Origin of the sequence: Pseudomonas sp. R2-7-07, from assembly GCF_003852355.1 — a bacterium.
Taxonomy (GTDB): domain Bacteria; phylum Pseudomonadota; class Gammaproteobacteria; order Pseudomonadales; family Pseudomonadaceae; genus Aquipseudomonas.
Genome location: NZ_CP027759.1, coordinates 2,189,262 through 2,213,274, shown reverse-complemented (window position 1 = coordinate 2,213,274; position 24,013 = coordinate 2,189,262). Strand labels below are relative to the sequence as shown.

The window sequence follows — 24,013 nt, the reverse complement described above, 5'->3', positions numbered from 1 at the left end:
CTAACAACTAGGATGGAGCCAATAAGAAAAACAAGCGAGACCCCAGATGCCCATTGCAACTGCTGAATACGATTACGTAATCGTCGGCGCCGGCCCCGCCGGCTGCTTGCTGGCCAATCGGCTGTCCGCCAACCCGGCCCATCGCGTGCTGCTGCTGGAGGCCGGTGGTCGCGACAACTACCCCTGGATCCATATTCCAGTCGGTTACCTGTTCTGCATCGGCAACCCGCGCACCGACTGGTGCTTCAAGACCGAAGCCCAGGCTGGCCTGCAAGGTCGTGCCTTGAGTTACCCGCGCGGCAAAGTGCTGGGGGGCTGTTCCTCCATCAACGGCATGATCTACATGCGCGGCCAGGCTCAGGACTATGACGGCTGGGCGGCGCAAGGTAATCCAGGTTGGGCCTGGAACGACGTATTGCCACTGTTCAAGCACAGCGAAAACCATTTTGCCGGCGCCTCGCCATTCCACAGCGACGGCGGCGAGTGGCGTGTCGAGCAGCAGCGTCTGTCGTGGCCGATCCTGGATGCGTTTCGCGAGGCCGCAAAGCAAAGCGGCATCGCCAACATCAGCGATTTCAATCAGGGCGATAACGAAGGCTGCGGCTATTTCCAGGTCAACCAGAAGGCCGGAGTGCGCTGGAATGCGGCCAAGGCGTTTCTCAAACCGGTGCGCCAACGGCCCAACCTGACCGTGTTGACCGATGTTGAGGTCGATCGCGTGGTGCTGGAGAACGGCCGCGCTTCTCAGGTCGTCGGGCGCCAACTCGGCCAGCCACTGAGCTGGAAAGCGCGCAAGGAAATCGTACTGTGCGCCGGCGCCGTCGGCTCGCCAGGCATCCTGCAACGCTCGGGTATCGGCCCCGCCCATGTGCTCAAGCCGTTGGGCATCGACGTGGTTCATGAACTGCCGGGCGTGGGTGGCAACCTGCAGGACCACCTGCAACTGCGCCTGATCTACAAGCTGGAAAACGCCCGCACCCTGAACCAGATCGCCGGCACCCTCTGGGGCAAGATGGGCATGGGCTTGCGCTACCTGTACGACCGCAGCGGGCCGCTGTCGATGGCGCCCAGCCAGCTTGGCGCGTTTGCCCGCTCCGGGCCGGAGCAGACCTCGGCCAACCTTGAATACCATGTACAGCCGCTATCCCTGGAGCGTTTTGGCGAGCCGCTGCACGCGTTCCCCGCGTTTACCGCATCGGTCTGCGACCTGCGCCCGCACAGTCGCGGGCGCATCGACATACGCTCGGCCAACCCAGCGGACGCACCGCTGATCCGGCCCAACTACCTCAGCCATCCCGAAGACCTGCGCGTAGCCGCCGACGCCATTCGCCTGACACGGCGGATCGTGGCCGCCCCGGCCCTCAGCCAGTTCAAGCCGGTGGAATATTTGCCCGGTGACGCTCTGCAAACCGAAGAACAGCTGCACGAAGCGGCGGCGCGTATCGGCACGACGATCTTCCATCCGGTGGGCACCTGCCGCATGGGCAATGACCAGGACGCGGTGGTCGACGCGCAGTTGCGCGTGCATGGCGTGCCGGGCCTGCGCATCGCCGATGCCTCGATCATGCCGCGCATTACCTCCGGCAACACCTGCTCACCGACGCTGATGATCGCCGAGAAGGCTGCGCAACTGATCCTTTCACCGAACACAAGGAGCCTCGCCCCGCAGAGAGAAACGGTTCACGCAATCTGAATAGCGGCGCCGCACCTGGCGCCGACAGTGGAACAACAATAAATAATCACTGTGAGGGCTACCCGATGTCAGAACATGCTCAACCCCTGGGCTCGGCGATACATGCGAGCACCCGCAACGACTCGAAGAAAGTCATTTTCGCCTCGTCTCTCGGGACGGTGTTCGAATGGTATGACTTCTTCCTCTACGGCGCCCTCGCGGCGGTGATCAGCAAGCAGTTCTTTGCCGGGGTCAACGACACCACGGCGTTCATCTTCGCATTGATGGCGTTCGCCGCAGGCTTCGTGGTGCGGCCCTTCGGCGCGCTGGTATTCGGCCGCCTGGGCGACATGATCGGGCGCAAGTACACCTTCCTCGTCACGATCATCCTGATGGGCGTGGCAACCTTTTGCGTGGGGCTGCTGCCGACCTATGCCAGCATCGGCATCGCAGCGCCGATCATTCTGATCGTGCTGCGCATGCTGCAAGGCCTGGCTCTGGGCGGTGAATACGGTGGCGCCGCCACCTATGTCGCCGAACATGCGCCTGCCGGCAAACGCGGCTTGCACACCAGCTGGATTCAATCCACCGCCACCCTCGGCCTGTTGCTGTCGTTGCTGGTAGTGCTGGCCTGCCGTTACTTCACCGGCGACCAGTTCGAGGTGTGGGGCTGGCGTATTCCGTTCCTGTTTTCCATCGTGTTGCTGGGCATCTCCACCTGGATTCGCATGAGCCTGCACGAGTCGCCAGCGTTCCTGAAAATGAAAGAGGAAGGCAAGGCCAGCAAGGCGCCGATCCGCGAGTCGTTCGGTAAATGGGAAAACCTCAAGGTCGTATTGATCGCGCTGTTCAGCATCAACGGCGGGCAGGCGGTGACCTTCTATGCGGCGCAGTTTTATGTACTGTTCTTCCTCACCCAGTTCCTGAAGATGGACCCGGCCTTGGCCAACATGCTGCTGATCATCAGTGTGGTGATTGGCGCGCCGTTCTTCATCCTGTTTGGCTGGCTGTCGGACAAGGTCGGACGCAAACCGGTGCTGATGCTCGGCCTGCTGCTGGCGACCGTGCTGTATTTCCCGATCTTCAAGAGCCTGGCGCACTACACCAACCCGGCGATGGACCAGGCCAGCCACCAGGCACCGATTACCGTGCTGGCCGACCCGGCCACCTGCACCTTCCAATTCGATCCGGTGGGCAAGGCGCGCTTTGACAGCCCGTGCGACAAGGTCAAGACCTTCCTGGTCAAGCAAGGCCTGCCGTACAGCAGCATCGCCGCCCCAGCCGGCGCGCCGGTGCAGGTCAGCGTCGGTGACGTGCGTATTGATGGCTTCGATGAAGCGGCACTGCGCGGCGCGGTGACCTTGGCCGGCTACCCAAGCTCGGCGGACATGGCCCAGGTCAATAAGGTCATGGTGGTGGCGCTGATCGTGGCACTGATCCTGATCGCCGCCATGTGCTACGGCCCTCTGGCGGCGCTGATGGTGGAGCTGTTCCCGACACGCATCCGCTACACCTCGATGTCGCTGCCCTACCATATCGGTAACGGCTGGTTTGGCGGGTTCCTGCCAACCGTGTCGTTTGCCTTGGTGGTGTACACCGGCGATATCTTCTATGGCTTGTGGTACCCGGTGGTGGTGACCGGGGTCAGCCTGGTGGTCGGCTTGTTCTGCCTCAAGGAAACCCGGCATGTGGATATCGATAACAACTGAATGAGCTTTAAGGGGCAAGCTGCAAGCGGCAAGTAAAAGCCACTCGGCTCTTTCTTGTAGCTTGTAGTTTGAAACTTTAAGCTGTACATCCATACAGATAATGGTTGCTCAAATCTCTCTGACTAAGCATTCTGCCAGGCATCAACCCGATCTGATGTGATGACCATGCAGCTGTACCTCTGTGAAAAACCCTCCCAGGCCAAGGACATCGCGGCCGTGCTCGGCGCCAGCCGCCGGGGCGATGGATGCTGGCTGGGCAACGGGGTCACAGTCACCTGGTGCATCGGCCACCTGTTGGAAACCGCCCCGCCTGACGCCTATGACGCCAAATACAAACGCTGGGTGCTCGCCGACCTGCCGATCGTCCCGCAAACATGGAAAATGCAGGTCAAGCCCAAGACCGCCAGCCAATTCAAGGTGGTCAAGCGCTTACTGGGGGAAGCCCGGGAACTGGTGATCGCAACCGACGCCGACCGTGAGGGTGAAATGATTGCCCGTGAACTGGTGGAACATTGCCGTTATCGCGGGCCGATCCAGCGGTTGTGGTTGTCGGCACTGGACGAGGCCTCCATCCGCAAGGCCCTGGCCGCCCTCAAGCCCGGTGCGCAAACCTTCAGCCTGTATCACTCGGCCCTGGGCCGCTCCCGCGCCGACTGGCTGATCGGCATGAACATGAGCCGCTTGTTTACCTTGCTTGGGCGACAATCCGGCTATCAGGGCGTATTGCCGGTGGGCCGCGTGCAAACCCCCACCTTGCGCCTGGTGGTCGACCGTGACCGCAGCATCGCCGATTTCGTACCCGTGGCGTATTGGGCCATCGACGTGGACCTGCTCCACGAGCGCATGACCTTCACTGCCCAATGGCGCGCCGTCGACGATGCCTGCGATGACCAGGGCCGTTGCCTCAACCCGCAACTGGCCCGGGACGCCGCTGACGCCATGTCCCGCGCTGCCAGTGCGCGATTGGTTAAGCTGCGCACCGAGCGCATGCGCGAGGTCGCGCCCCTGCCCTTCGACCTCGGCACCCTGCAGGAAATCTGCTCCAAGAAGCTCGGCCTCGGCGCCCAGGAAACCCTGGATATCGCCCAATCCCTCTACGAAACCCACAAGGTCATCACCTACCCGCGCAGCGATTGCGGCTACCTGCCGTTGAGCCAGCACAGCGAAGCGCCGAAGATCCTCGCCGCTCTCGGCCGCGCGGATGCGGCCCTGGCCGAGCTGATGGCCTACATGGACCCCAATCGTCGCTCACGCGCCTGGAACGACGCCAAGGTCAGCGCCCACCACGGCATCATTCCCACCGGCGCCGGCAAGGACGTCAGCCAACTCACCGGCAAGCACCGTGCGGTCTACACGCTGATACGCGCGCGCTACCTGGCGCAATTCCTGCCCAACCATGAATACGACCGTACCCAGGCGGATTTCGATTGTGCCGGCCAGGCGTTGCGCGCGGTGGGCAAAGTTGTCATCGAACCAGGCTGGAAACGCGCGCTGCCCGAAGCCCTTGCTCCCGCCAAAGGCAGGGAAACGCCTGCACCTCAAGCCTTGCCAATGCTGGTGCAAGGCCAGGACTGTGCCGTGGCCAAGGTCAATCTCAAGGACCTGTGGACCCAACCGCCCAAGCCCTTTACCGAAGGCGACCTGATCAAAGCGATGAAAAACGTCGCCAAGCTGGTCGAAGACCCGCTGCTCAAGCAGAAGCTCAAGGACACCACTGGCATTGGCACCGAAGCCACCCGCGCCGGGATCATCCAGGGCCTGCTGGACCGAGGTTACCTGGTGAAGAACGGCAAGGCGCTGTCGGCCACCGCAGCGGCTTTCAGCCTGATTGACGCGGTGCCTCGCGCCATCGCTGATCCCGGCACCACCGCCATCTGGGAGCAGGCGCTGGATATGGTGCAAAGCGGCGAAATGAGCCTGGAGGAGTTTGTCGCCAAACAAGCGGCGTGGATGAGCAAGCAGGTGGCTCGCTGTCATGGCATGCGCATGACCATCACCGGTCCCGCCAGCCCGGCAGGCAAAGGCGCCACACCGTGGAAAAACAAGCGCAAGAGCGCGCCACGCAAGACGACGGCCAACCCCAAACGGGCGAAAAAGCCGGTAAAAGCCGGATAAAACGCAAAAAAAACCGGCGAATGACGCTTTTCGACGGGTTTAACGCCGCTTTGGACCTTGCTGCAACGTGGCCCGTCTAGGATTCTGTAGGGGCAATCGCTGACTACTAACAACAACACCGGAGTGGCCGCCATGAAAACCGTCGCAGAATTACTCAAAGCCAAGGACCAGAAGAACCAGGACGTCCACACTATCCAGTGGGACCACACCGTATTCGAGGCGCTGGTGCGGATGTCCGAGAAAAACGTCGGGGCCTTGCCGGTGGTCAAGGACGGCGCCGTGGTCGGGATCATCAGCGAGCGCGATTACGCACGTAAACTCATCCTCAAGGGTCTGTCGTCGGTGACCACCAGGGTTCATGAAGTGATGAGTTCGCCGGTAATCACCGTAGATCCCCACAAAACGGTCGAAGCGTGCATGAACATCATGACCGACAGTCACCTGCGCCACTTGCCCGTGGTGGAAGACGGCGAATTGCTGGGGCTTTTGTCCATCGGTGACCTGGTCAAAGAGGCCATTGCTGAACAAGCGGCCTTGATCAAACAGCTGGAGCAGTACATTCGCGGCGAATAGGAGGCCCCATGCTCGACACGCTGGACCATCAAGCAGACCACCTCGATACCTTGCATCGGGCGATGGCCGAAAAACGCTTCCTGGTGCTGACCGGTGCGGGGATCAGCACCTCATCGGGCATCCCCGACTACCGTGACAGCGAAGGAGTGCGCCGGGGCAAGGCGCCGATGATGTACCAGGAGTTCCTCGCCACCGCGCAAGCACGGCGCCGTTATTGGGCCAGGGCAATGCTGGGTTGGCCACGGGTGCGCCTGGCCCGGCCGAACAAGGCTCATCAGGCGCTGGCGACCTTGCAGCAACGTCAGCTCATCAGCGGCCTGATCACGCAAAACGTCGACACGCTGCACGATCAGGCCGGCAGCCATGATGTGATCGAGTTGCATGGCAGTTTGCACCGGGTGCTGTGCCTGGATTGCCAGCAGCGCAGCGAGCGCGATGTGATCCAGCGGCAGATGGAAATCGACAACCCGCACTTCGCGCACGTCCATGCGGTGCAAGCGCCTGACGGTGACACCTTGCTCGACCCTACGCTTGAGGAGCACTTCCAAGTGCCACGCTGCCCCCATTGCGAAGGCCAACGGCTGAAGCCCGACGTGGTGTTTTTTGGCGAAAACGTAGCCCCCGCTACCGCAGCCAGGGCCATGGCTGCGGTGCACGATGCCGAGGGGCTGCTGGTCGTGGGGTCATCGCTGATGGCTTACTCGGCGTTTCGCCTGTGCAAGGCGGCAGTGGAACAGGGTAAGCCGGTGATTGCGATCAACCTGGGCAAGACCCGTGGGGATGAGCTGCTGCAGGTGAAAATCGAAGCGTCGTGCGAGCAATTACTGCCCTTGCTGGCCGAACGACTGTAGGAGCGAGCTTGCTCGCGAAAAACTTCCAGTCGCAATGTGCACCCAGGAAACACTAGTTACTCCTGAGACCAGCCGCCCCAAAAAATGACGCCCAAGTCACGTTTCCCCGCATCTTCCCGCCCCCACAGCGATTTATGTAGTGCCTGAAAATAATCACTACATAATCGTTGACGTAAGCTTTTTGTCCTTGCATTATCGAGACGTCTCCCGGATCGGGAGTGTTGGTAACACGCGTTTTGAACAGGCTCGTCTGACCGCCGAGCTGTTTTTCCGGATGTGCACTGCCCACAAGGCAGATTGATGAAGCTGACCGGCCCCGAACGGGATCGGTACAAGGAGCTAAGGCGCTGCTTGTCTTCGTTACGAAAGCGTTGCGTAGCGGTTCATCAGCAAAACTACATGCATCAGGTTCAAGACCCTGCCCGTATTCGGCAGACCGTCACCGACGCCCGGTTTTCTGAGCCGGAGACAACTTGAAGTTTCAATGAATCAATTGATAGATCGCCAACTGGTCAAGGGGCTTACACATGAATCTGAACAACCAACCAACTATCGATGAATTGGCTGAGATGTTCGCAGCGCAGAAAGACACACTCGACGACCATATCCTGTGGATTGGCAAATCGGGCGAAGTTCAACTTGACTGCCTGGCGCCCCACACCGAAGAAGCCGAGTTCGACCGCAATCACCGCGAACTGGCGGCGCGCCTGAAGATGTACCGTCGTGGCCAGGGTTATGTCGGCAAGAAAGCCGCAGCCGATCGCAACTTTATCGAGCAGGTGTTCGACACACTTAACAATGCCTGGGCCTCTTTCAAAGACAGCTCGCAAGTTAAAGTGATCGACCGTTACTACTAAGTGGTACTTGATCTATTGTGGGAGCTGGCTTGCCAGCTCCCACTTTTGTTGTGTGAACTTCAGAACGTCGGAAACCGTCCCTTCCCCGCTTCATCCTGAAAGATATCAAACAACACCTGCGCCGCCGCCGACAGTTCATGCCCTGGTTTGGTCAGTACCCCAATGGGCCGCTCGATCACCGGGCCGGTCAAGGTGATGCAATGGGCGCCCGCCTCCTCCATCTGCCGCGCGCACAATGCGGGCACAGCGCTGACGCCCAAGCCGCTGGCAACCATCTTGCCCACTGTGGCCAGTTGATGACTTTCCAGCGCAACCGGCAGTTTCATCTGCAAGGCACCCAGGTGCTCTTCGAGCATTACCCGCACGGTCGATGGGCGCTGAAGGGTAATGAAGGGGTGTTCCAACAGGCTTTTCCAGTCGATCTCGTTCAATTGCGCCAACGGCGAATCTCCCGGTACCACTGCAATAAAACGGTCCAGGTACAGCGGCGTGAATGCCAATGACGAACCGTCGGACGGTTCGAACGCTACGCCCAATTCCACCTGGCGGTCGCGCACCATCTCCAGCACCTGCTCGTTGATCAGGTCATGCACCGTCACGTTCACCTGCGGGTAACGGGCGCGGAATATCTTCAGGATCGGCGGCAGCAGGTTACCGGCAAATGACGGCATTGCCGCCACCGTCACGCGCCCACGTTGCAAGGTGAAGCGTTGACGCAGTTCGTCCTCCGCGTTGTCCCAGTCGGCAATCAAACGGCGAGCCAGCGGGAGCAGCGATTCACCTTCAGGCGTGAGCGCTACATTGCGCGTATTGCGACTGAACAGGCGTCCACCCAGCCCTTCCTCGAGGCCTTTGATAGTCAGGCTCAGCGCCGACTGGGACAGGTGCAGGCGCTCACAGGCAGCGGCAAAACTCAGGCTTTGGGCCACGGCCAGGAAGGCACGCATCTGTTTAACGGTCATGACACAACTCCGCACGGTGGTTCGACTATGCTGTTTTCTAAATCAATCAACCTAAAAAAACAACTTAACAAATCAATCAGTCGGCGCAACACTCGGTCCATTGGCTGGCCCACTAATAATAACGAGGTGCATATGGCAGGTTTCGATAAGCGCGTGGCGTCCTATGAAGAGGCGCTGGCAGGCCTGGAAGATGGCATGACCGTACTCTCCGGTGGTTTTGGCCTGTGTGGCATTCCGGAAAACCTCATCGCCGAGATCAAGCGCAAAGGCACCCGTGACCTGACCGTGGTTTCCAACAACTGCGGCGTCGACGGTTTCGGCCTGGGCATCCTGCTGGAAGAAAAGCAGATCAGCAAAGTGATCGCCTCCTACGTTGGTGAAAACGCCCTGTTCGAGAAGCAACTGCTCAGCGGTGAAATAGAAGTAGTGCTGACCCCCCAAGGCACCCTGGCGGAAAAAATGCGTGCAGGCGGTGCTGGCATCCCGGCCTTCTTCACCGCCACCGGCGTCGGCACCCCGGTTGCCGAAGGCAAGGAAACCCGCGAATTCAAGGGCCGCCCCTATCTGATGGAAGAGTCCATCACCGGCGACTTCGCCATCGTCAAAGGCTGGAAAGCCGACCACTTCGGCAATGTCATCTATCGGCACACCGCCCAGAACTTCAACCCACTGGCCGCCACCGCCGGCAAGATCACCGTGGTCGAAGTCGAGGAAATCGTCGAACCGGGCGAGCTGGACCCCGCGCAGATCCACACCCCTGGCATCTACGTCGACCGGATCATCTGCGGCACCTTCGAGAAGCGCATCGAACAGCGCACCGTGCGCAAGTAATCCGCCCCGGCCCGAACAATAAGGACTCATGACATGGCTCTTACCCGCGAACAAATGGCTCAACGCGTCGCCCGCGAAATGCAGGACGGATTCTACGTCAACCTCGGCATCGGCATTCCGACCCTGGTGGCCAACTACATTCCCGAAGGCATGGAAGTGATGCTGCAGTCGGAAAATGGCCTGCTCGGCATGGGCCCGTTCCCGACCGAAGAAACCATCGATGCCGACATGATCAACGCCGGCAAACAAACCGTCACCGCACGCATCGGCGCCTCGATTTTCTCCTCCGCCGAGTCCTTCGCGATGATTCGCGGCGGCCACGTGGACCTCACCGTACTCGGCGCGTTCGAAGTGGACGTACAGGGCAACATCGCCTCGTGGATGATCCCCGGCAAGCTGGTCAAGGGCATGGGCGGCGCGATGGACCTGGTGGCTGGTGCGGAAAATATCATCGTGATCATGACCCATGCGTCCAAGGACGGTGAGTCGAAATTGCTCAGCCAGTGCAGCCTGCCGCTGACCGGCGCCAACTGCATCAAGCGCGTGCTCACGGACCTGGCCTACCTGGAAATCGAAAATGGCGCTTTTGTCCTCAAGGAACGCGCACCTGGCGTCAGCGTTGAAGAGATTGTGAGCAAGACCGCCGGTAAACTGATCGTCCCGGACCATGTTCCAGAAATGCATTTCCAGTGAGGACAGATTCCATGCAAGACGTCGTGATTGTTGCTGCCACCCGCACCGCCGTGGGCAGCTTTCAAGGTTCGCTGGCCAGTATCCCGGCCCCTGAACTGGGCGCTGCGGTAATCCGTCGCCTGCTGGAGCAGACCGGCCTCGACCCGGCCGAAGTGGATGAAGTGATCCTCGGCCAGGTGCTCACCGCTGGCAGCGGCCAGAACCCGGCGCGCCAAGCCTCGATTCTCGCCGGCCTGCCCCATGCCGTTCCCGCCCTGACGTTGAACAAGGTCTGTGGCTCGGGCCTCAAGGCCCTGCACCTGGGCGCACAGGCGATCCGTTGCGGCGACGCCGACGTCATCATCGCCGGCGGCATGGAAAACATGAGCCTCGCGCCGTACGTGCTGCCCGCCGCGCGCACCGGTTTGCGCATGGGCCACGCCAAGATGATCGACAGCATGATCACCGACGGCCTGTGGGATGCGTTCAACGACTACCACATGGGCATCACCGCCGAAAACCTGGTGGACAAGTACGGCATCAGCCGCGAGGCGCAGGACGCCTTTGCCGCCGCCTCCCAGCAAAAAGCTATCGCCGCTATCGAAGCCGGACGGTTTGCCGATGAAATCACGCCGATCCTGATTCCCCAGCGTAAAGGCGACCCGCTGGCCTTTGCGGTGGACGAACAACCGCGCGCGGGTACCACCGCCGAGTCCCTGGCCAAGCTCAAGCCCGCCTTCAAAAAAGACGGCAGCGTCACCGCCGGCAACGCCTCCAGCCTTAATGACGGTGCCGCTGCGGTGCTGCTGATGAGCGCCGCCAAAGCCAAGGCCCTTGGCCTGCCGGTGCTGGCGCGTATCGCCAGCTATGCCAACGCAGGGGTCGACCCGGCAATCATGGGCATCGGCCCGGTTTCGGCCACCCGCCGCTGCCTGGACAAGGCCGGTTGGCAATTGAGCGACTTGGATCTGATCGAAGCCAACGAAGCCTTCGCCGCGCAATCCCTGGCGGTGGGCAAAGAGCTGGAATGGGACGCTGACAAGGTCAATGTCAACGGCGGCGCCATCGCCATCGGCCACCCTATTGGAGCTTCAGGCTGCCGCGTTCTGGTGACGCTGCTGCATGAAATGATCAAGCGCGACGCCAAGAAAGGCTTGGCGACACTGTGCATCGGCGGCGGCCAGGGCGTGGCGCTGGCCCTCGAACGCAGCTGATTCAACGAGCAACACGGAAAGGGCCTGGCTCCACGAAAAGCCGGGCCTTTTCTTTATCGAGCCCCCTGAAAGAACTCGGTCAACATATGGGAGCTGGCTTGGCTGCGATGGCCATGGGTATCTACACAACTTTGGGCGCGGCCCTGAATCTGTGACTGCTCGGGAGCCGAAGCCTCTCTAACTGACGCCCCGCGATCCAAATGTGGGAGGGGCGGTGCGACGATTCGACTTGCTCCCGATGGCGGCCTCAGGGCCGACCAGGATGCTGGATCAGAGCGAGTACATATCCGTTGCTGCGGTAACGGCGGCTTAGGGTTCCGCCCTTACGGCGTCTCACTTTTGAAAAGCGCAAAAGTAAGCAAAACGCTCATGCCCCACCACTCGGCACCTCGCCTAGGCTCGGTGTGCCCGTAATCCGACAGTGATTTGGGGGGCCGCCGCCACGCGCCATCCATGGCGCGGGGCGGCTAAACCGGCATCCCTGCCGGTTTACCCCCCAAATCACTGTCGAATTCCGGCCAGCGTGGTTTAACGGGGCGCCTAGATCAAAAGCAAGATCACAAGCAAGATCACAAGCAAGAGCGACTCGCTTCGCATCGTGGTTACCGTAGCTGCTACAAAGTTGTGTAGATACCTATGCTGCGATGGCAACGCTTCAGCCCGACGCGCCGCACCTGATCAACGTTTCATACAGCGCTGATACCGCTCATCCACGCGCTTGGCGAACCAGGCCGTGGTCAGGTTGCGGGTGATCTTCGGGCTTTTGAGCACGATGCCCGGCAGGATGGCTCGCGGCAGCGGCTTGCCTGCGGCTTTATCGGCCAGGACGAATACGCGCTTGTAGAGCGTGGTGTCCTCAAAATCCAACTGATCACCCTGCTCCAGCTGGCTACGGATGCTGGGATTGCGCATATCCAATTTCGCTCCCAGTGAACGCACCGCCAGTTCGGTGGTACCGGGCAGCAGCGAACCATAGCGAATCAAATCCCCATCCAGCGTCAATTCGGTGCCTGAGACACGGCTGACCGCAGCCTGGAACGCGGCATTGCGGCTGGCGTACCAACCCGCATTGAAATCGGCGAAGCGGTACAGCGGCTGGTCATAGCTCACCGGGTAGCCGAGTAAATGGGCGATGCCGAAGTACATGCCGCCACGACGCGTGAATACTTCGCGGCGAATCGTGCCGTCCACCGTGTAGGGATAACCCCGTGCCTGCTTTTGCGCGAAGTCGATGCTGACCTGCATCGGGCCGGCGGTGTGCACCGGGTTGAAGCCGCCAAACAGGGTGTTGCCCAGGGGCACCATGCTGATGAAGTCGTCGAAGATCGCGCTCAGGTCCTTCTCCGTACGTGCGGCGTTCAAACGCTCGGCGTAGGTTTTGCCGGTGGGCGAGCGCACTTGCAAGGCGCTGCGTACGACAAACTCCGGTACATGAACTTTCCCGGCACGCCGCAGGATTTCATCCTGGGCGATCTTGCCCATGCCTGGCACCGGTGGGTCGACCTGAAAGGTGGACTCCTGCTCGGTCACCGCCAGCACGGCGCAGATATTTTCGGTGCTGGGGTAGATCTTCTGGGTGTCGAACGCTGTGTAGATGTCCTGGGCCCAACCGTCGCGGTCCGCGACCTTGGCGGGGAGCAGGCGCACGATCTGCGCCTTCACCTCGGCCTCGCTACGCTCGGGTTGTTGCGGCCCCCGCGAGGTGGAGCAACCGGCCAGCAGCAGCAAGGTAGCGAGGCAGAGGATCAGGCGGCTTGAATACATGAGGCTTCCTTGGTGGACGGCGGGCCGGGCAATGGGGATATCGACAGGCAAGTCTAACCGGGGTTCGCTGCTATGCCGAACCTGGTACGGCACTGGCTGAAACTTCCCACGTAACCGCCGGATAAGCTCTACTCCCCTGCCCTGAAAACCTCTGCAAAGTCCCTCGCCTGATCAAACAGTGCGAGGGAGTGCAGATGGTTTTTCCAGTGAGAGCCCTGATCGATGGGGCTCATTCATGATCGAAGCAACCGGCCGAGCCATAGGCTTTCTGGTGCTGGCCGCAATGGATTCAAAGACGCGAGACGTCGAGTCCGTGCTCAGCGATTTCCGCAGCTGCCTCAACCACTACGAGAGCTGGGCGCAGGGCTTTTTCAGCGCGTCGGCACTGGATGTGGAGCAGGTGTTCAAGGTTGGGAATGAGGTGGCTCTGGTCGCCCCGATCAACCGTTCGATCTTCCCCAGCAGCACCGTCGCTACATGCCAGGCCAACGGCACGTTGACACTGGTGCATATGTTCCAGAGCTCGCGCTTCGTGCCGATCGGCAACACGCCGGTGATGTTGCAGCGCATCGATCCAGGCGGCGGCCCGCTGGGCGAGCCCATTCATAAAACCATCGGCCCAAGCGGCATCCTCGAAGTCACCGAGTGCGACCGCAACCAGCGGTACCGGGTCAGTTTCTACCCCGACGTTTCCCCGGCGCATTTCAAGGCACTGTACGCCTCTTATCAGTCGGTCATCACGCCACTGGAAGGCTGGCTGCGCAGTGAATGGGACACCACCTTCGAACCGCTGTGGAAGAACTATTCCGAAGCGAATTTTCTCCAGCGCTACCTCTCGCTGCACCGCGCTTATGCCCAAGGCTTTGGCGAAGTTCTTTACTCGGTTTGGGACAACATCACGCAGTTACTCCAGTGGTTGTCCGACCCGCTGGCCAACGCTGAAAAGCTACTGCATTACCTTTCCCAGGACGAGCTTGAAAAACTACTCGCGTTAAGTGCCGAGACCCTCGCCAAGGGTTTGCTGGTGCTCAGCGATGAGCCGTTGCTGTTCGTTCACCTGGCGGCCCTGGTCAGCTGGATGCGCATGCTGCCACCGCCGTATATGAACGAAATGCTCGGGGCGATTGGCGCCGAGGTCGTCATCACCCTGTTATTGGGGCTGGCGTCGGCCGGCATGGGTTTTGTGGTGCGCATCAGCACCAAAGTACTGGCCGGCATCAAGTCACGTCGGGTGCGCAGGTGGCTGGAGCAGATAGCCGCGCAGTTCGGCACAGCTCGCTTGGGGGAGCACACCGAAGCGCTTAAGCCGGTGCTGCTGGGCAGTGCCCCAATACCGATCAAGGCGGTGCCGGTGGCGCCGTTGAAGGCGGGTGACACGCTTGTTTCGAACGCGGTGCCGGCGGTGCGCAGCAAGACGCAGCGTACGGCGTTGGTGCGGCAGGAGCATGTGGATGATGTGCCTGCTGTTGCGTCGAATCCGAAGGGCGATGCGGCGGCTCCGGCGGATAAAACCGTTACGAACGGTTGCCCGGTGTCGATGGTCACTGGCGAGGAATTGCTGACCCTTACCGATGGCGCGCTGGATGGGGTCTTGCCGTTCGAGTGGACGCGCTTGTATCGCACCAGTGCGGTGGAAGTGGATTGTGGGTTGGGGTTTGGCTGGAGTCATGCGCTGGCGCAGCGGCTTGTGGTTGTGGGCGATTCGGTGGTGTGGACGGACCACGAAAATCGCTCGACCACCCTGCCCTTGCCGACGGTGGCTCGGCCGGCGATCACCAACAGCCTGGCCGAAGCGGCGATCTATTTGGGCTCGGTTCCTGACGAGTTGGTGCTGGCCCAGGCTTCTCGGTTTTATCACTTTTGCGACGGCGTGCTGACGGCGATCAGCGATGCGTATGACAACCGGTTGTTGGTTGTTCGGGATCGGTTGGGACGGATTGAGCGGCTGGACAACGGCGTGGGCCGCTCTTTGCTCTTGCGCTATGAGCTGGATCGCATCGTGGCGGTGGACTACCAGGTTCATCGCGCCATGGGGCGTGAACCCTTTGTTTGGGTGACCGAGCAGAACGTCGTTTCCTACGCCTATGACGACGCTGGACGACTGGTGTCGGCGACCAACGCTGTCGGTGAATGTGAGCGTTATCGGTACGACGAACAGCACGTCATTCTTGAACGGCAGCTGGCCGGTGGGGCGAGTTTCTTCTGGGAATGGGAACGCGCTGGCAAGGCGGCGCGCTGTGTCAGGCATTGGGCCAGTTTTTCGCAGATGGATACGCGGTATGCCTGGGGCGATGACGGTCGAGTCACTGTGCACAACGCCGATGGCAGCCAAGAGGTTTATGTACATGACGACCGAGCGAGATTAGTACAGCGCATCGATCCCGACGGCGCCCAACATTTCAAATCCTACGATGACAAGGGCCGCCTGACGGTCGAGCAAGACCCGATGGGCGCGGTGACGGCGTATCAGTACGACGCCGCCGGACGCTTGAACGCGTTGTTTCTGGGGGATGATGAGCCGACGTCCTACGAGCATGACAACGGCTTCGTACGGGTTATGCGCCGTGGTGAGGCGGTCTGGAAATACGAGCGTAATGACCAAGGCGATGTCATTCGCAAGATCGACCCCGATGGCAATGCGACCGACTACAGCTACGACAAGCAAGGGCAACTGACCGGGGTTTGGTACCCCGACAACAGCTGCCATCGCTTGGTGTGGAACGAACGCGGGCAGCTCGTTGAAGAGCAGTTACCGAATGGCGGGATCAAGCGCTATCGCTATGACGACCTGGGCCGTCAGGTTGCGCGTGAGGATGAACAGGGCGCGCTGACCCAGTATCAATGGGACGCTGTAGGACGCCTGCTGAAACTGACCCAGCCCGGGGGAACTAGCCGGGAATTCAGCTACAACCCCTACGGAAAAATCATCGCCGAACGCGATGAACTCGGCCACGTCACCCGCTATGAATACGCCGATGGCCTGCACCTGATCAGCCGCCGCATCAATGCCGACGGCACCCAGGTCAACTACCGCTACGACAACGCCCGCTTACTGCTCACCGCCATCGAAAACGAAGTCGGCGAAACCTACCAGCTCGACTACCACCCCAACGGCCTGATCCAACAGGAAACCGGCTTCGACGGCCAACGCACCGCCTACGCCTACGACCTCAACGGCAACCTGCTGAAGAAAACCGAATACGGCGACGATGGCAGTCAGCTCGTCACTCAATACCATCGCGACCATGCCGGTCGCCTCGTAAGAAAAACCCTGCCCGACGGCAGCGCTGTCGATTATGCCTACGACCGCCAAGGCAACCTCCTCAGCGTCGACGACGGCCACTGGTTTCTGGCCTACGAATACGACCGCCAAAACCGCCTCACCGCCGAACACCAGGGCTGGGGCACGCTGCGCTACGGCTACGACGCCTGCGGCCAACTTCAGCATTTACGCCTACCGGACAACAACCGCCTCACTTTCAACCACGACAAAGGCGGCCATCTCGCCACCGTCGAGCTCAACGGAGAAGTGCTCACCTCGCATCTGTTCAAGAGCGGCCGCGAACACCAACGCCAACAAGGCCAACTGCTCAGCCACTACCACTACGACGAGCAAAACCGGCTACATACCCACGCCGTCACCCAACAGCAAAACCACCTCTACCAACGCCACTACGACTACGACAAAACCGGCAACCTCACCCGCCTGCACGACACCCGCAAAGGCGAACACCTTTACCGCTACGACCCACTCCACCGCCTGACCCGCGCCGATCACTCGCAAGACGTCCAGGAACGCTTCGGCCACAACCCTGCCGGCAACCTGCTGATGCAGGACAGGCCGGGCCCGGACATCGTTGCGGGTAATCGGTTGATGATCCAAGGCGATCACCATTACGACTATGACGTCTTCGGCAACCTGATACGCGAGCGACGTGGCAAGGGTCATTCACTCGTTACCGAGTACCGCTACGACTGTCAGCACCGGCTGATCGGCATCACAAAGCCCAATGGCCAAACCGCCAGTTATCGCTACGATCCGTTTGGGCGGCGCATCAGCAAAACCGTGGATGGCATCACCAAAGAATTTTTCTGGCAAGGCGACAAAGTAGTCGCTGAGCATCACGCGGATCGTCATCGCAGCTACCTCTACGAACCCGACAGCTTCCGCCCATTGGCATTGCTGGAAGGCTTCGGCCCACAAGAAACCAAGCCCTATCACTACCAACTCGACCACCTCGGCACGCCGCAAGAACTCACCACGCCCGACGGCGAAATCGTCTGGTCCGCCCACTACCGCGCCTACGGCGAAATCAGCCGCCTCGACGTAGGCAAAGTCGACAACCCACTACGTTTTCAAGGCCAATACTTCGACCCGGAAAGCGGTCTGCACTACAACCGCCATCGCTACTACAATCCGGATATTGGTCGTTACCTGACAGCTGATCCGGTAAAGCTGGCCGGTGGGATCAATGCATACCAGTACGTGCCCAATCCTACTGGGTGGGTGGATCCGCTAGGTTTAAGTACATGCCCAGGCGCGGGGGGATGTAAACCACAGCTTAATACGGAAAAATCTCACGGGCAGGGAAAGGTGGATGAGGGGGCTCCCCCGCTACCCAGCTCAGAAAAAAAACGAGAATATCTATATCGCGGTGACTTAAGAGGACCAGACGAAATCTTTAATAATGGATTTGAAAGTCGAGGAGACAGCACAGACCTTTTCCTGCACGCCTTGAATAATGCCAGCCCTCCTAGCAAATTCGTCCCCACTTCAACCTCAAGGAAACAAGCGTTGGCATTTGCTTCAAACTTTGGATTCGAAGAGGGTTTCCTTTACACACTGAGGAAAATCCCTGGAAGAGACGTGAACAAAGAGCTCGGAAAGCTCTCAAAACATAAAAACGAATTAGAAATCGCAATTCCCGGACGAATAGATACCAAGGATATTTTAGGAGCATCGCCCGTTAATGAAGACGGAACCTTTAAGGGATATACAATTTTGAACCCGCATAGGAAATACCCATGAAATCACGTGAAATCACCATTATCAAAGACGGGATACGTGACAGTGCAGTGGTCAAATATGAAGGCGGCAAACCCACCCTTTATCTATTTCTAAGCAACGGGATCCAAAAAACCTATACAGCAATGGACTTATACGATTGCTTCGGTTTATTAAGAGCTGATATGAAAGACACATTGTTTCTTTGCAAAGGCGCCAAAATCAACGTCCACACGTCAGGTATGTCTTCACATATGTCAAACGGTCTTGTTGCCTACGAAATGACTATGGGGCAGCCAGAAGGGGAACTTGTGCATATATTTTCTTATGAAGAAAACGATCTCACCAATGATATACAAGAGCAGCATGATTTCTGCCAGCGCTGGGCTGAATCGGTGCAAACTTAGCAAATGCATCTGTGACGAGCACGCTCGCCACAGAATGAGCGCCTACCTAAACCCCCGCCAACGCCAAATCCATCGCAAAGTACGTAAAAATCAAATCCGCCCCCGCCCGCTTGATCGAGCCCAAGGTCTCGCGCACGACACGTGCCTCATCGATCGCACTCACCTGGGCGCCTAATTTGATCATCGCGTACTCACCACTCACCTGATACGCCGCCATCGGCAGGCGTGAGGCTTCGCGGATGTCGCGGATGATGTCGAGGTAGGCGCCGGCCGGTTTGACCATCAGCGCATTAAAAACTAATAAATCTGTCCCCTTTTCCCGAATTTTTTCCGGCGATGCAAAAAGAAGCGTCCGTTACGGCCTTCATGAAATGAACAGCAAGCCGAGCAAGCATCATTACCATGAGGAAACATGGACGTTTGAGCTAAAGACCAACACGACGAATGTAGATAATACTGTTGTACGAGTCCCATTAACGAAGAAGTGAAATGAAAATATTAACTATCGATGTTTTTTCCGAACGAGAAATTTTATATGTGGAATTCAGCTCACCTTTTGGAAATGGCACGGCTTTCTGGCACGGCGCCAACCCCAGCGTCGGTCTACCCAGTAATCAACCCAAATAGAAGCTAAAAAAATGAAAGCACTAGAGATATTCGTAATCAAAAACTCAACTCGAGAAACGGCCACAATAGAATGCGACGGAAGAACAGCAACACTTTCAATAACCTTTGCCAGCGGACTGAAAAAAACGTATAGCGAAGCAGATATTTATCTATGCTTTGGCTCATTGAGAAAAGAATTTAGTGATATTAAATTTCTATGTAAAGGTTCAAAAATAAATGTCTATCCTTCAGCCATGGCATCACAAATGTCTAGCGGCATCGTAGCTTATGAAACCCAAATAGGTGATTCCGATGCAAAACTTGTTCGTATATTCGACTATGAAGAAAACGAACTTACAAATGACATCAACGAACAGATTTCTTACCGCAAAAAATGGGCCGAATCACTGCAAATTTAGCTCGACGACCATGAAACAAGCAAACCCCGAGCCACAGACCATAATAGAAAAACTCGACAGTTACTTACTCAAGGAATAAAACTAATCAATATGGCCCGCTCAGTCAATTAGATCCGTGTAGCCAGTTAAGTGGCTGCCGCCCAGTCCCACTCGAGCAAGTTCGCTCACCACAGAATTACGGCGTTCTTGAATTTCTGCCAACACCTAATCTAGCTCCAAGGGGAGGTTAGCCGCATTGAATATTCCATACCAAACCCTAACAGAAAATAAAATGGAAACAAAAAATATAAAAGTAATAATCAACAATGAACACAAACAAGTCACCGTCAAATATGACCCAACAAAACTCACCATGACATTTTCAGAAGCCGAAAACTTTAAGAAAATTTATAGAGGAAGAGACCTGTACGTCTGCTTCGCAAATATTAGAGCGGATTTTCCGCACATCACCTTTCTATGTAAAGGGGCCAAAATAAATGTAAAACCATCAAGAATGGCCTCTCAGATGAGCGCTGGACTTGTGGCATACGAAATGACTTTAGGCCAACAAGCAACCAAGGACAACATTGTCCATTTATTCGACTATGAAGAAGAAAACCTAACAAACAACCCACAGGATCAAATTGATTTCTTCAAGAAATGGTTAAAGTCATTAGGTGCGGAAGATTACGAAAAATTTAATTGAGCGCTGTTCAAAATCAATATACAAGGTCGCCCTCCTACCCCTGCGGCAAGCAAATCCGACCCGCTCACCACAGGGATAAATGGCGCCCTTAAATCCCCGCCAACGCCAAATCCATCGCAAAGTAAGTAAAAATCAAATCCGCCCCCGCCCGCTTGATCGAGCCCAAGGTCTCGCGCACCACGCGGTCTTCGTCAATCGCCCCCGCCTGGGCGCCGAATTTGATCATTGCGTACTCACCGCTCACCTGATACGCCGCCACTGGCAGGCGTGAGGCTTCGCGGATGTCGCGGATGATGTCGAGGTAGGCGCCGGCCGGTTTGACCATCAGCGCGTCGGCGCCTTCCTGCTCGTCGAGCAGCGATTCGCGGACGGCTTCGCGGCGGTTCATCGGGTTCATCTGGTAGCTTTTGCGGTCGCCCTTGAGGGCGCTGCCGCCGGCTTCGCGGAACGGGCCGTAGAGGGCCGAGGCGAATTTGGTGGAGTAGGCCATGATCGGGATGTGGGTGAAACCGGCGTCGTCCAGGGCGCGGCGGATGGCCTGGACCTGGCCGTCCATCGCCGCCGAGGGCGCGATCACGTCGGCGCCGGCGCGGGCGGCGGCCACGGCTTGTTTGCCCAGGTTGACCAGGGTCGCGTCATTGTCGACGTGGGCGCCATGCATCACGCCACAGTGGCCGTGGTCGGTATATTCGCAGAAGCAGGTGTCGGACATCACGATCATTTCCGGCACGGCGTCCTTGATGATCGACGACATGCGCGAGACCAGGCCGCGTTCTTTCCACGTGTCGCTGCCGCTGGCGTCCAGATGGTGGGACACGCCAAAGGTCATCACCGACTTGATGCCGGCACGGGCATAACGCTCGATCTCGCCGGCCAGTTTTTTCTCAGGAATACGCAATACGCCCGGCATGCTGGTGATCGGCACGAAGTCGTCGATTTCTTCTTCGACGAAAATCGGCAGCACCAGGTCGTTGAGGGTGAATTCGCTTTCCTGGAACAAGCCACGCAGCTCCGGGGAGCGGCGCAGGCGACGGGGGCGGGCTTGGGGGAACTGGCTGGTCATGGCTTTCCTGAAAAAATGGCTGAAATCTTTGGGACCAAAGCTTATGCCCCAAGCACCCGCAGCACAAATGCCGAGGGCCGAACAGTGTATTGCGCGGCACGTAACAATTGCATTGATCTAGAGCTGTAGACGGCCTTCGATGCATACCGCAACGGCGCCGCCGACCCAAACTTCATCACCCTGGCGCTCGATACGAATACGCCCGACGCGGCCCATGACCGTGCCCTGGCTGACCACATAGCGCTCCGGCGCCAGGCCCTCGCTGAGCAACCATTGGGCCAGGCCGGCGTTCAAGCTGCCGGTGGCCGGGTCTTCCTGGGCACCGTCGCCAGCGATAAAGGCACGCACCTCAAACTGTGCGTCCTCACCGTTGCAGGGAGCAATGACGCCAACGGCCAACCCGAGCAGTTGCGCATAGTCAGGCTTCACCTCCAGCACGGCCCGGCGATCAGCCAGCATCACCGCCAGCCAACCCGCGCCGTTATCCACCCACTGGCTGCGCACAATCGCGTCAGGGGCCAGGCCCAACCCCAGGCGCACACGCTCCAGCAGCGGCGCCTCGACAACGCCCGAACGCAACAGCGGTGGCGCGATAAACGCCAGTTCGTCGCCTTCACGTCGGATGCGGACCAAACCGATTTCGCACTCCTGAATGACCTCTTGCCCACGCGGAACACCGCCTGCGTGCAACCATGCCTGGCAACTGCCCAACGTCGGATGCCCGGCAAACGGCAGTTCGTGCAAGGTGGTGAAAATTCTCACTCGGTAATCGGCGCGTGGGTCACGGGGCTTCAGCAAGAACGTGGTTTCGCTGAGGTTGGTCCACTTGGCGAAGTCGGCCATCTGCTGGTCCGTCAGGCTGTCGGCCCCGAGCACCACGGCCAGCGGGTTGCCTTTGAAGGGCACGCTGCTGAATACATCCAGTTGCTTGAAATCGAAAGTCGGCATGCTTCAGCTCGGAATGTTCAGGCCACGGATCACCGCAGGGCGTGCGATAAAGCCATCCAACGCGCGCAGTACATTGGGGAAATCGGCGATACCCACCAGGTCGCCCGATTCATAGAAGCCGATCAGGTTGCGAATCCAGGGGAAGGTGGCGATGTCAGCGATGCTGTAGTCATCCCCCATGATCCACGTGCGACCCAGCAGGCGTTTCTCGAGCACCTGGAGCAAGCGGCGGGACTCGGCGACATAGCGGTCACGCGGGCGCTTGTCTTCATAAGCCTTGCCGGCGAATTTATTGAAGAACCCCACCTGTCCGAACATTGGGCCGACCCCGGCCATCTGGAACATCAACCACTGAAGGGTTTCATAGCGGGTGGCCGGATCTTCGGAGAGCAACCGGCTGGTTTTTTCCGCCAGGTAAATCAGGATCGCGCCGGACTCGAACAACGCCAGCGGCTGCCCGCTTGGGCCATTGGGGTCGATGATCGCGGGGATCTTGTTGTTGGGGTTCAGGGACATGAACTCGGGAGACAACTGGTCCTGGGTGTCGAAACTGACCTTGTGTGCCTCGTAGGGCAGGCCCAGCTCTTCAAGCATGATTGATACTTTTACACCGTTGGGCGTAGGCAACGAGTACAGTTGCAAGCGCTCCGGGTGCTGGGCGGGCCATTTACTGTTGATCGGGAAAGCGGCAAGTGCATTCATCGGGAGACATCCCTGGGCGGAAAGCCCCCATGATAGTCATCTGTTCGCCACCCTGCATGGGTCATCATTAAGCAACATTGCCTGGCTAGAATCCCACACGGGCGAACCAAAACGCTCAAGCGCACTCTTAAATGCGCTCGCAGGGTGAATGGAGGCACCTGGCTATACCGACAAGGAACACCCCCAGGACGCACACTGCGCCATTGGGCCGGGCCTGTCCGCCTTAACCCGACGCATGAAGACTCGAACCCATAATGAAGATCAAGCCTCTGCGCCTTGTGCAACAATTCAAACGCCATTCATACATGATGTTACCGCTGCTGCTGGTCACCGCTGGCATTGTCACGGCATTGGATGCCCGCGAAAGCCGCGCACAACCGGTGGACGGCGTGCAAACCCTGGTCTTCCTGCGCCACGGCGAAAAACCTGCCGGCGGCCTGGGCCAACTCAATTGCCAAGGCCTGAACCGCGCCATGAACCTGGCCAGTGTATTACCGGAAAAATTCGGCAAAGCCGATTACGTATTCGCCGCCAACCCCACGCGCAATGTCGAGGAAGGCGAGCTGGATAACTCCTACAGCTATATCCGCCCACTGATGACCATCAGTCCCAGCGCAATCAAGCTGGGTTTGCCGGTCAACATCAAGTTTTCCGCGAACGACACCAGTGCCCTGGCCGATGAGCTGGTCGAGGACAAGTACCACAACGCGACGATCTACACCGCCTGGTCCCACGGTTACCTGCCGGAGTTGATCAACAAAGTCGCCAGTGAAGCGGCCGGCGAGAAGCACACCATCACTGAAGACTGGTCCGGTAACGACTATGACTCGCTGTACGTGCTGACACTGACCTGGCACAACGGCAAGGCCTCGCTGCTCAGCCGCAACTACAAGCAGGGGCTCAATAATGGTGAGGAAACCTGCCCGGATCCGACCCAGGTCAGTGCAGATACCTGAAG

19 protein-coding genes and 1 pseudogene are annotated in these 24,013 nt (G+C 58.8%); 14 read left to right on the top strand and 6 right to left on the bottom strand.

Going from position 1 to position 24,013, the window contains the following annotated elements; all coding sequences use genetic code 11:
* Positions 1–46 precede the first annotated feature (46 nt).
* The 6 genes from C4J86_RS10200 (at position 47) to C4J86_RS10175 (ending at position 7,777) form a co-directional block, all read left to right on the top strand.
* Positions 47–1,693 carry a GMC family oxidoreductase gene (locus C4J86_RS10200; protein ID WP_124370287.1) on the top strand — a complete coding sequence of 549 codons (1,647 nt, stop codon included), beginning with the start codon at positions 47–49 and terminating at the stop codon, positions 1,691–1,693.
* 65 nt (positions 1,694–1,758) lie between these two features.
* Positions 1,759–3,381 carry an MFS transporter gene (locus tag C4J86_RS10195; RefSeq protein WP_124370286.1) on the top strand — a complete coding sequence of 541 codons (1,623 nt, stop codon included), beginning with the start codon at positions 1,759–1,761 and terminating at the stop codon, positions 3,379–3,381.
* A 165-nt stretch (positions 3,382–3,546) separates the two neighbouring features.
* Positions 3,547–5,496, top strand: coding sequence for a DNA topoisomerase III (locus tag C4J86_RS10190; protein ID WP_124372413.1), 1,950 nt, complete (start codon positions 3,547–3,549; stop codon positions 5,494–5,496).
* 132 nt (positions 5,497–5,628) lie between these two features.
* The gene (locus tag C4J86_RS10185) at positions 5,629–6,069 is read left to right on the top strand and encodes a CBS domain-containing protein (protein WP_124370285.1); all 441 of its coding nucleotides are present in this window, start codon (positions 5,629–5,631) and stop codon (positions 6,067–6,069) included.
* Positions 6,070–6,077: 8 nt separating this feature from the next.
* Positions 6,078–6,920 (top strand): NAD-dependent protein deacetylase, encoded by an 843-nt coding sequence (locus tag C4J86_RS10180; protein ID WP_124370284.1) that lies wholly within the window; start codon positions 6,078–6,080, stop codon positions 6,918–6,920.
* A 527-nt stretch (positions 6,921–7,447) separates the two neighbouring features.
* A complete protein-coding gene (locus C4J86_RS10175; protein ID WP_057725643.1) occupies positions 7,448–7,777 on the top strand; it encodes a hypothetical protein in 330 nt (109 codons plus the stop codon).
* Between the two features lie 59 nt (positions 7,778–7,836).
* On the opposite strand, the gene C4J86_RS10170 is transcribed toward C4J86_RS10175, so the two are convergent.
* Positions 7,837–8,739 carry a LysR family transcriptional regulator gene (locus tag C4J86_RS10170; RefSeq protein ID WP_124370283.1) on the bottom strand — a complete coding sequence of 301 codons (903 nt, stop codon included), beginning with the start codon at positions 8,737–8,739 and terminating at the stop codon, positions 7,837–7,839.
* A gap of 132 nt (positions 8,740–8,871) precedes the next feature.
* Between C4J86_RS10170 and C4J86_RS10165 the strand changes: the two genes are divergently transcribed.
* Genes C4J86_RS10165 through C4J86_RS10155 form a run of 3 tightly spaced genes read left to right on the top strand, consistent with a single transcriptional unit; the run spans position 8,872 to position 11,456 of the window.
* Positions 8,872–9,570 carry a CoA transferase subunit A gene (locus tag C4J86_RS10165; RefSeq protein WP_124362130.1) on the top strand — a complete coding sequence of 233 codons (699 nt, stop codon included), beginning with the start codon at positions 8,872–8,874 and terminating at the stop codon, positions 9,568–9,570.
* 33 nt (positions 9,571–9,603) lie between these two features.
* A complete protein-coding gene (locus C4J86_RS10160) occupies positions 9,604–10,263 on the top strand; it encodes a CoA transferase subunit B (protein ID WP_003211625.1) in 660 nt (219 codons plus the stop codon).
* An 11-nt stretch (positions 10,264–10,274) separates the two neighbouring features.
* On the top strand, positions 10,275–11,456 hold the full coding sequence (locus C4J86_RS10155) for an acetyl-CoA C-acetyltransferase (RefSeq protein WP_124370282.1): 1,182 nt from the start codon (positions 10,275–10,277) through the stop codon (positions 11,454–11,456).
* 678 nt (positions 11,457–12,134) lie between these two features.
* Here C4J86_RS10155 and C4J86_RS10150 read toward each other — a convergent pair.
* The gene (locus C4J86_RS10150) at positions 12,135–13,220 is read right to left on the bottom strand and encodes a DUF1615 domain-containing protein (RefSeq protein WP_124370281.1); all 1,086 of its coding nucleotides are present in this window, start codon (positions 13,218–13,220) and stop codon (positions 12,135–12,137) included.
* A gap of 235 nt (positions 13,221–13,455) precedes the next feature.
* Between C4J86_RS10150 and C4J86_RS10145 the strand changes: the two genes are divergently transcribed.
* Together C4J86_RS10145 and C4J86_RS10140 are read left to right on the top strand one after the other, a co-directional pair.
* On the top strand, positions 13,456–18,249 hold the full coding sequence (locus C4J86_RS10145) for an RHS repeat-associated core domain-containing protein (protein ID WP_124370280.1): 4,794 nt from the start codon (positions 13,456–13,458) through the stop codon (positions 18,247–18,249).
* Positions 18,246–18,632 (top strand): hypothetical protein, encoded by a 387-nt coding sequence (locus C4J86_RS10140; RefSeq protein WP_124370279.1) that lies wholly within the window; start codon positions 18,246–18,248, stop codon positions 18,630–18,632. Before C4J86_RS10145 ends, C4J86_RS10140 begins: the two co-directional genes overlap by 4 nt.
* A 46-nt stretch (positions 18,633–18,678) precedes the next feature.
* On the opposite strand, the pseudogene C4J86_RS10135 reads toward C4J86_RS10140, so the two are convergent.
* Positions 18,679–18,924: pseudogene (locus C4J86_RS10135) on the bottom strand (porphobilinogen synthase); the annotation flags it as partial.
* A gap of 346 nt (positions 18,925–19,270) precedes the next feature.
* On the opposite strand from C4J86_RS10135, the gene C4J86_RS10130 reads away from it, so the two are divergent.
* Together C4J86_RS10130 and C4J86_RS10125 are read left to right on the top strand one after the other, a co-directional pair.
* Positions 19,271–19,657, top strand: coding sequence for a hypothetical protein (locus C4J86_RS10130; protein ID WP_124370278.1), 387 nt, complete (start codon positions 19,271–19,273; stop codon positions 19,655–19,657).
* A 235-nt stretch (positions 19,658–19,892) separates the two neighbouring features.
* On the top strand, positions 19,893–20,342 hold the full coding sequence (locus tag C4J86_RS10125; protein ID WP_305955296.1) for a hypothetical protein: 450 nt from the start codon (positions 19,893–19,895) through the stop codon (positions 20,340–20,342).
* Positions 20,343–20,430: 88 nt separating this feature from the next.
* Here C4J86_RS10125 and hemB read toward each other — a convergent pair whose 3' ends face one another.
* The 3 genes from hemB to C4J86_RS10110 all read right to left on the bottom strand — a co-directional run bounded on the left by hemB (position 20,431) and on the right by C4J86_RS10110 (position 23,055).
* Positions 20,431–21,405, bottom strand: a complete 975-nt coding sequence (gene hemB / locus C4J86_RS10120; protein WP_016977356.1) for a porphobilinogen synthase — start codon at positions 21,403–21,405, stop codon at positions 20,431–20,433.
* 117 nt (positions 21,406–21,522) lie between these two features.
* A complete protein-coding gene (locus C4J86_RS10115) occupies positions 21,523–22,353 on the bottom strand; it encodes a PhzF family phenazine biosynthesis protein (RefSeq protein WP_124370277.1) in 831 nt (276 codons plus the stop codon).
* Between the two features lie 3 nt (positions 22,354–22,356).
* Positions 22,357–23,055 (bottom strand): glutathione S-transferase N-terminal domain-containing protein, encoded by a 699-nt coding sequence (locus C4J86_RS10110; protein WP_124370276.1) that lies wholly within the window; start codon positions 23,053–23,055, stop codon positions 22,357–22,359.
* A gap of 254 nt (positions 23,056–23,309) precedes the next feature.
* On the opposite strand from C4J86_RS10110, the gene C4J86_RS10105 reads away from it, so the two are divergent.
* Positions 23,310–24,011, top strand: a complete 702-nt coding sequence (locus C4J86_RS10105; protein ID WP_124370275.1) for a histidine phosphatase family protein — start codon at positions 23,310–23,312, stop codon at positions 24,009–24,011.
* Positions 24,012–24,013 lie beyond the last annotated feature (2 nt).

Coding starts and splice junctions, on each gene's coding strand:
- C4J86_RS10200 (WP_124370287.1), top strand. CDS start 47: ATGCCCATTGCAACTGCTGAATACGATTACGTAATCGTCGGCGCCGGC.
- C4J86_RS10195 (WP_124370286.1), top strand. CDS start 1,759: ATGTCAGAACATGCTCAACCCCTGGGCTCGGCGATACATGCGAGCACC.
- C4J86_RS10190 (WP_124372413.1), top strand. CDS start 3,547: ATGCAGCTGTACCTCTGTGAAAAACCCTCCCAGGCCAAGGACATCGCG.
- C4J86_RS10185 (WP_124370285.1), top strand. CDS start 5,629: ATGAAAACCGTCGCAGAATTACTCAAAGCCAAGGACCAGAAGAACCAG.
- C4J86_RS10180 (WP_124370284.1), top strand. CDS start 6,078: ATGCTCGACACGCTGGACCATCAAGCAGACCACCTCGATACCTTGCAT.
- C4J86_RS10175 (WP_057725643.1), top strand. CDS start 7,448: ATGAATCTGAACAACCAACCAACTATCGATGAATTGGCTGAGATGTTC.
- C4J86_RS10170 (WP_124370283.1), bottom strand. CDS start 8,739: ATGACCGTTAAACAGATGCGTGCCTTCCTGGCCGTGGCCCAAAGCCTG.
- C4J86_RS10165 (WP_124362130.1), top strand. CDS start 8,872: ATGGCAGGTTTCGATAAGCGCGTGGCGTCCTATGAAGAGGCGCTGGCA.
- C4J86_RS10160 (WP_003211625.1), top strand. CDS start 9,604: ATGGCTCTTACCCGCGAACAAATGGCTCAACGCGTCGCCCGCGAAATG.
- C4J86_RS10155 (WP_124370282.1), top strand. CDS start 10,275: ATGCAAGACGTCGTGATTGTTGCTGCCACCCGCACCGCCGTGGGCAGC.
- C4J86_RS10150 (WP_124370281.1), bottom strand. CDS start 13,220: ATGTATTCAAGCCGCCTGATCCTCTGCCTCGCTACCTTGCTGCTGCTG.
- C4J86_RS10145 (WP_124370280.1), top strand. CDS start 13,456: ATGATCGAAGCAACCGGCCGAGCCATAGGCTTTCTGGTGCTGGCCGCA.
- C4J86_RS10140 (WP_124370279.1), top strand. CDS start 18,246: ATGAAATCACGTGAAATCACCATTATCAAAGACGGGATACGTGACAGT.
- C4J86_RS10130 (WP_124370278.1), top strand. CDS start 19,271: ATGAAAGCACTAGAGATATTCGTAATCAAAAACTCAACTCGAGAAACG.
- hemB (WP_016977356.1), bottom strand. CDS start 21,405: ATGACCAGCCAGTTCCCCCAAGCCCGCCCCCGTCGCCTGCGCCGCTCC.
- C4J86_RS10115 (WP_124370277.1), bottom strand. CDS start 22,353: ATGCCGACTTTCGATTTCAAGCAACTGGATGTATTCAGCAGCGTGCCC.
- C4J86_RS10110 (WP_124370276.1), bottom strand. CDS start 23,055: ATGAATGCACTTGCCGCTTTCCCGATCAACAGTAAATGGCCCGCCCAG.
- C4J86_RS10105 (WP_124370275.1), top strand. CDS start 23,310: ATGAAGATCAAGCCTCTGCGCCTTGTGCAACAATTCAAACGCCATTCA.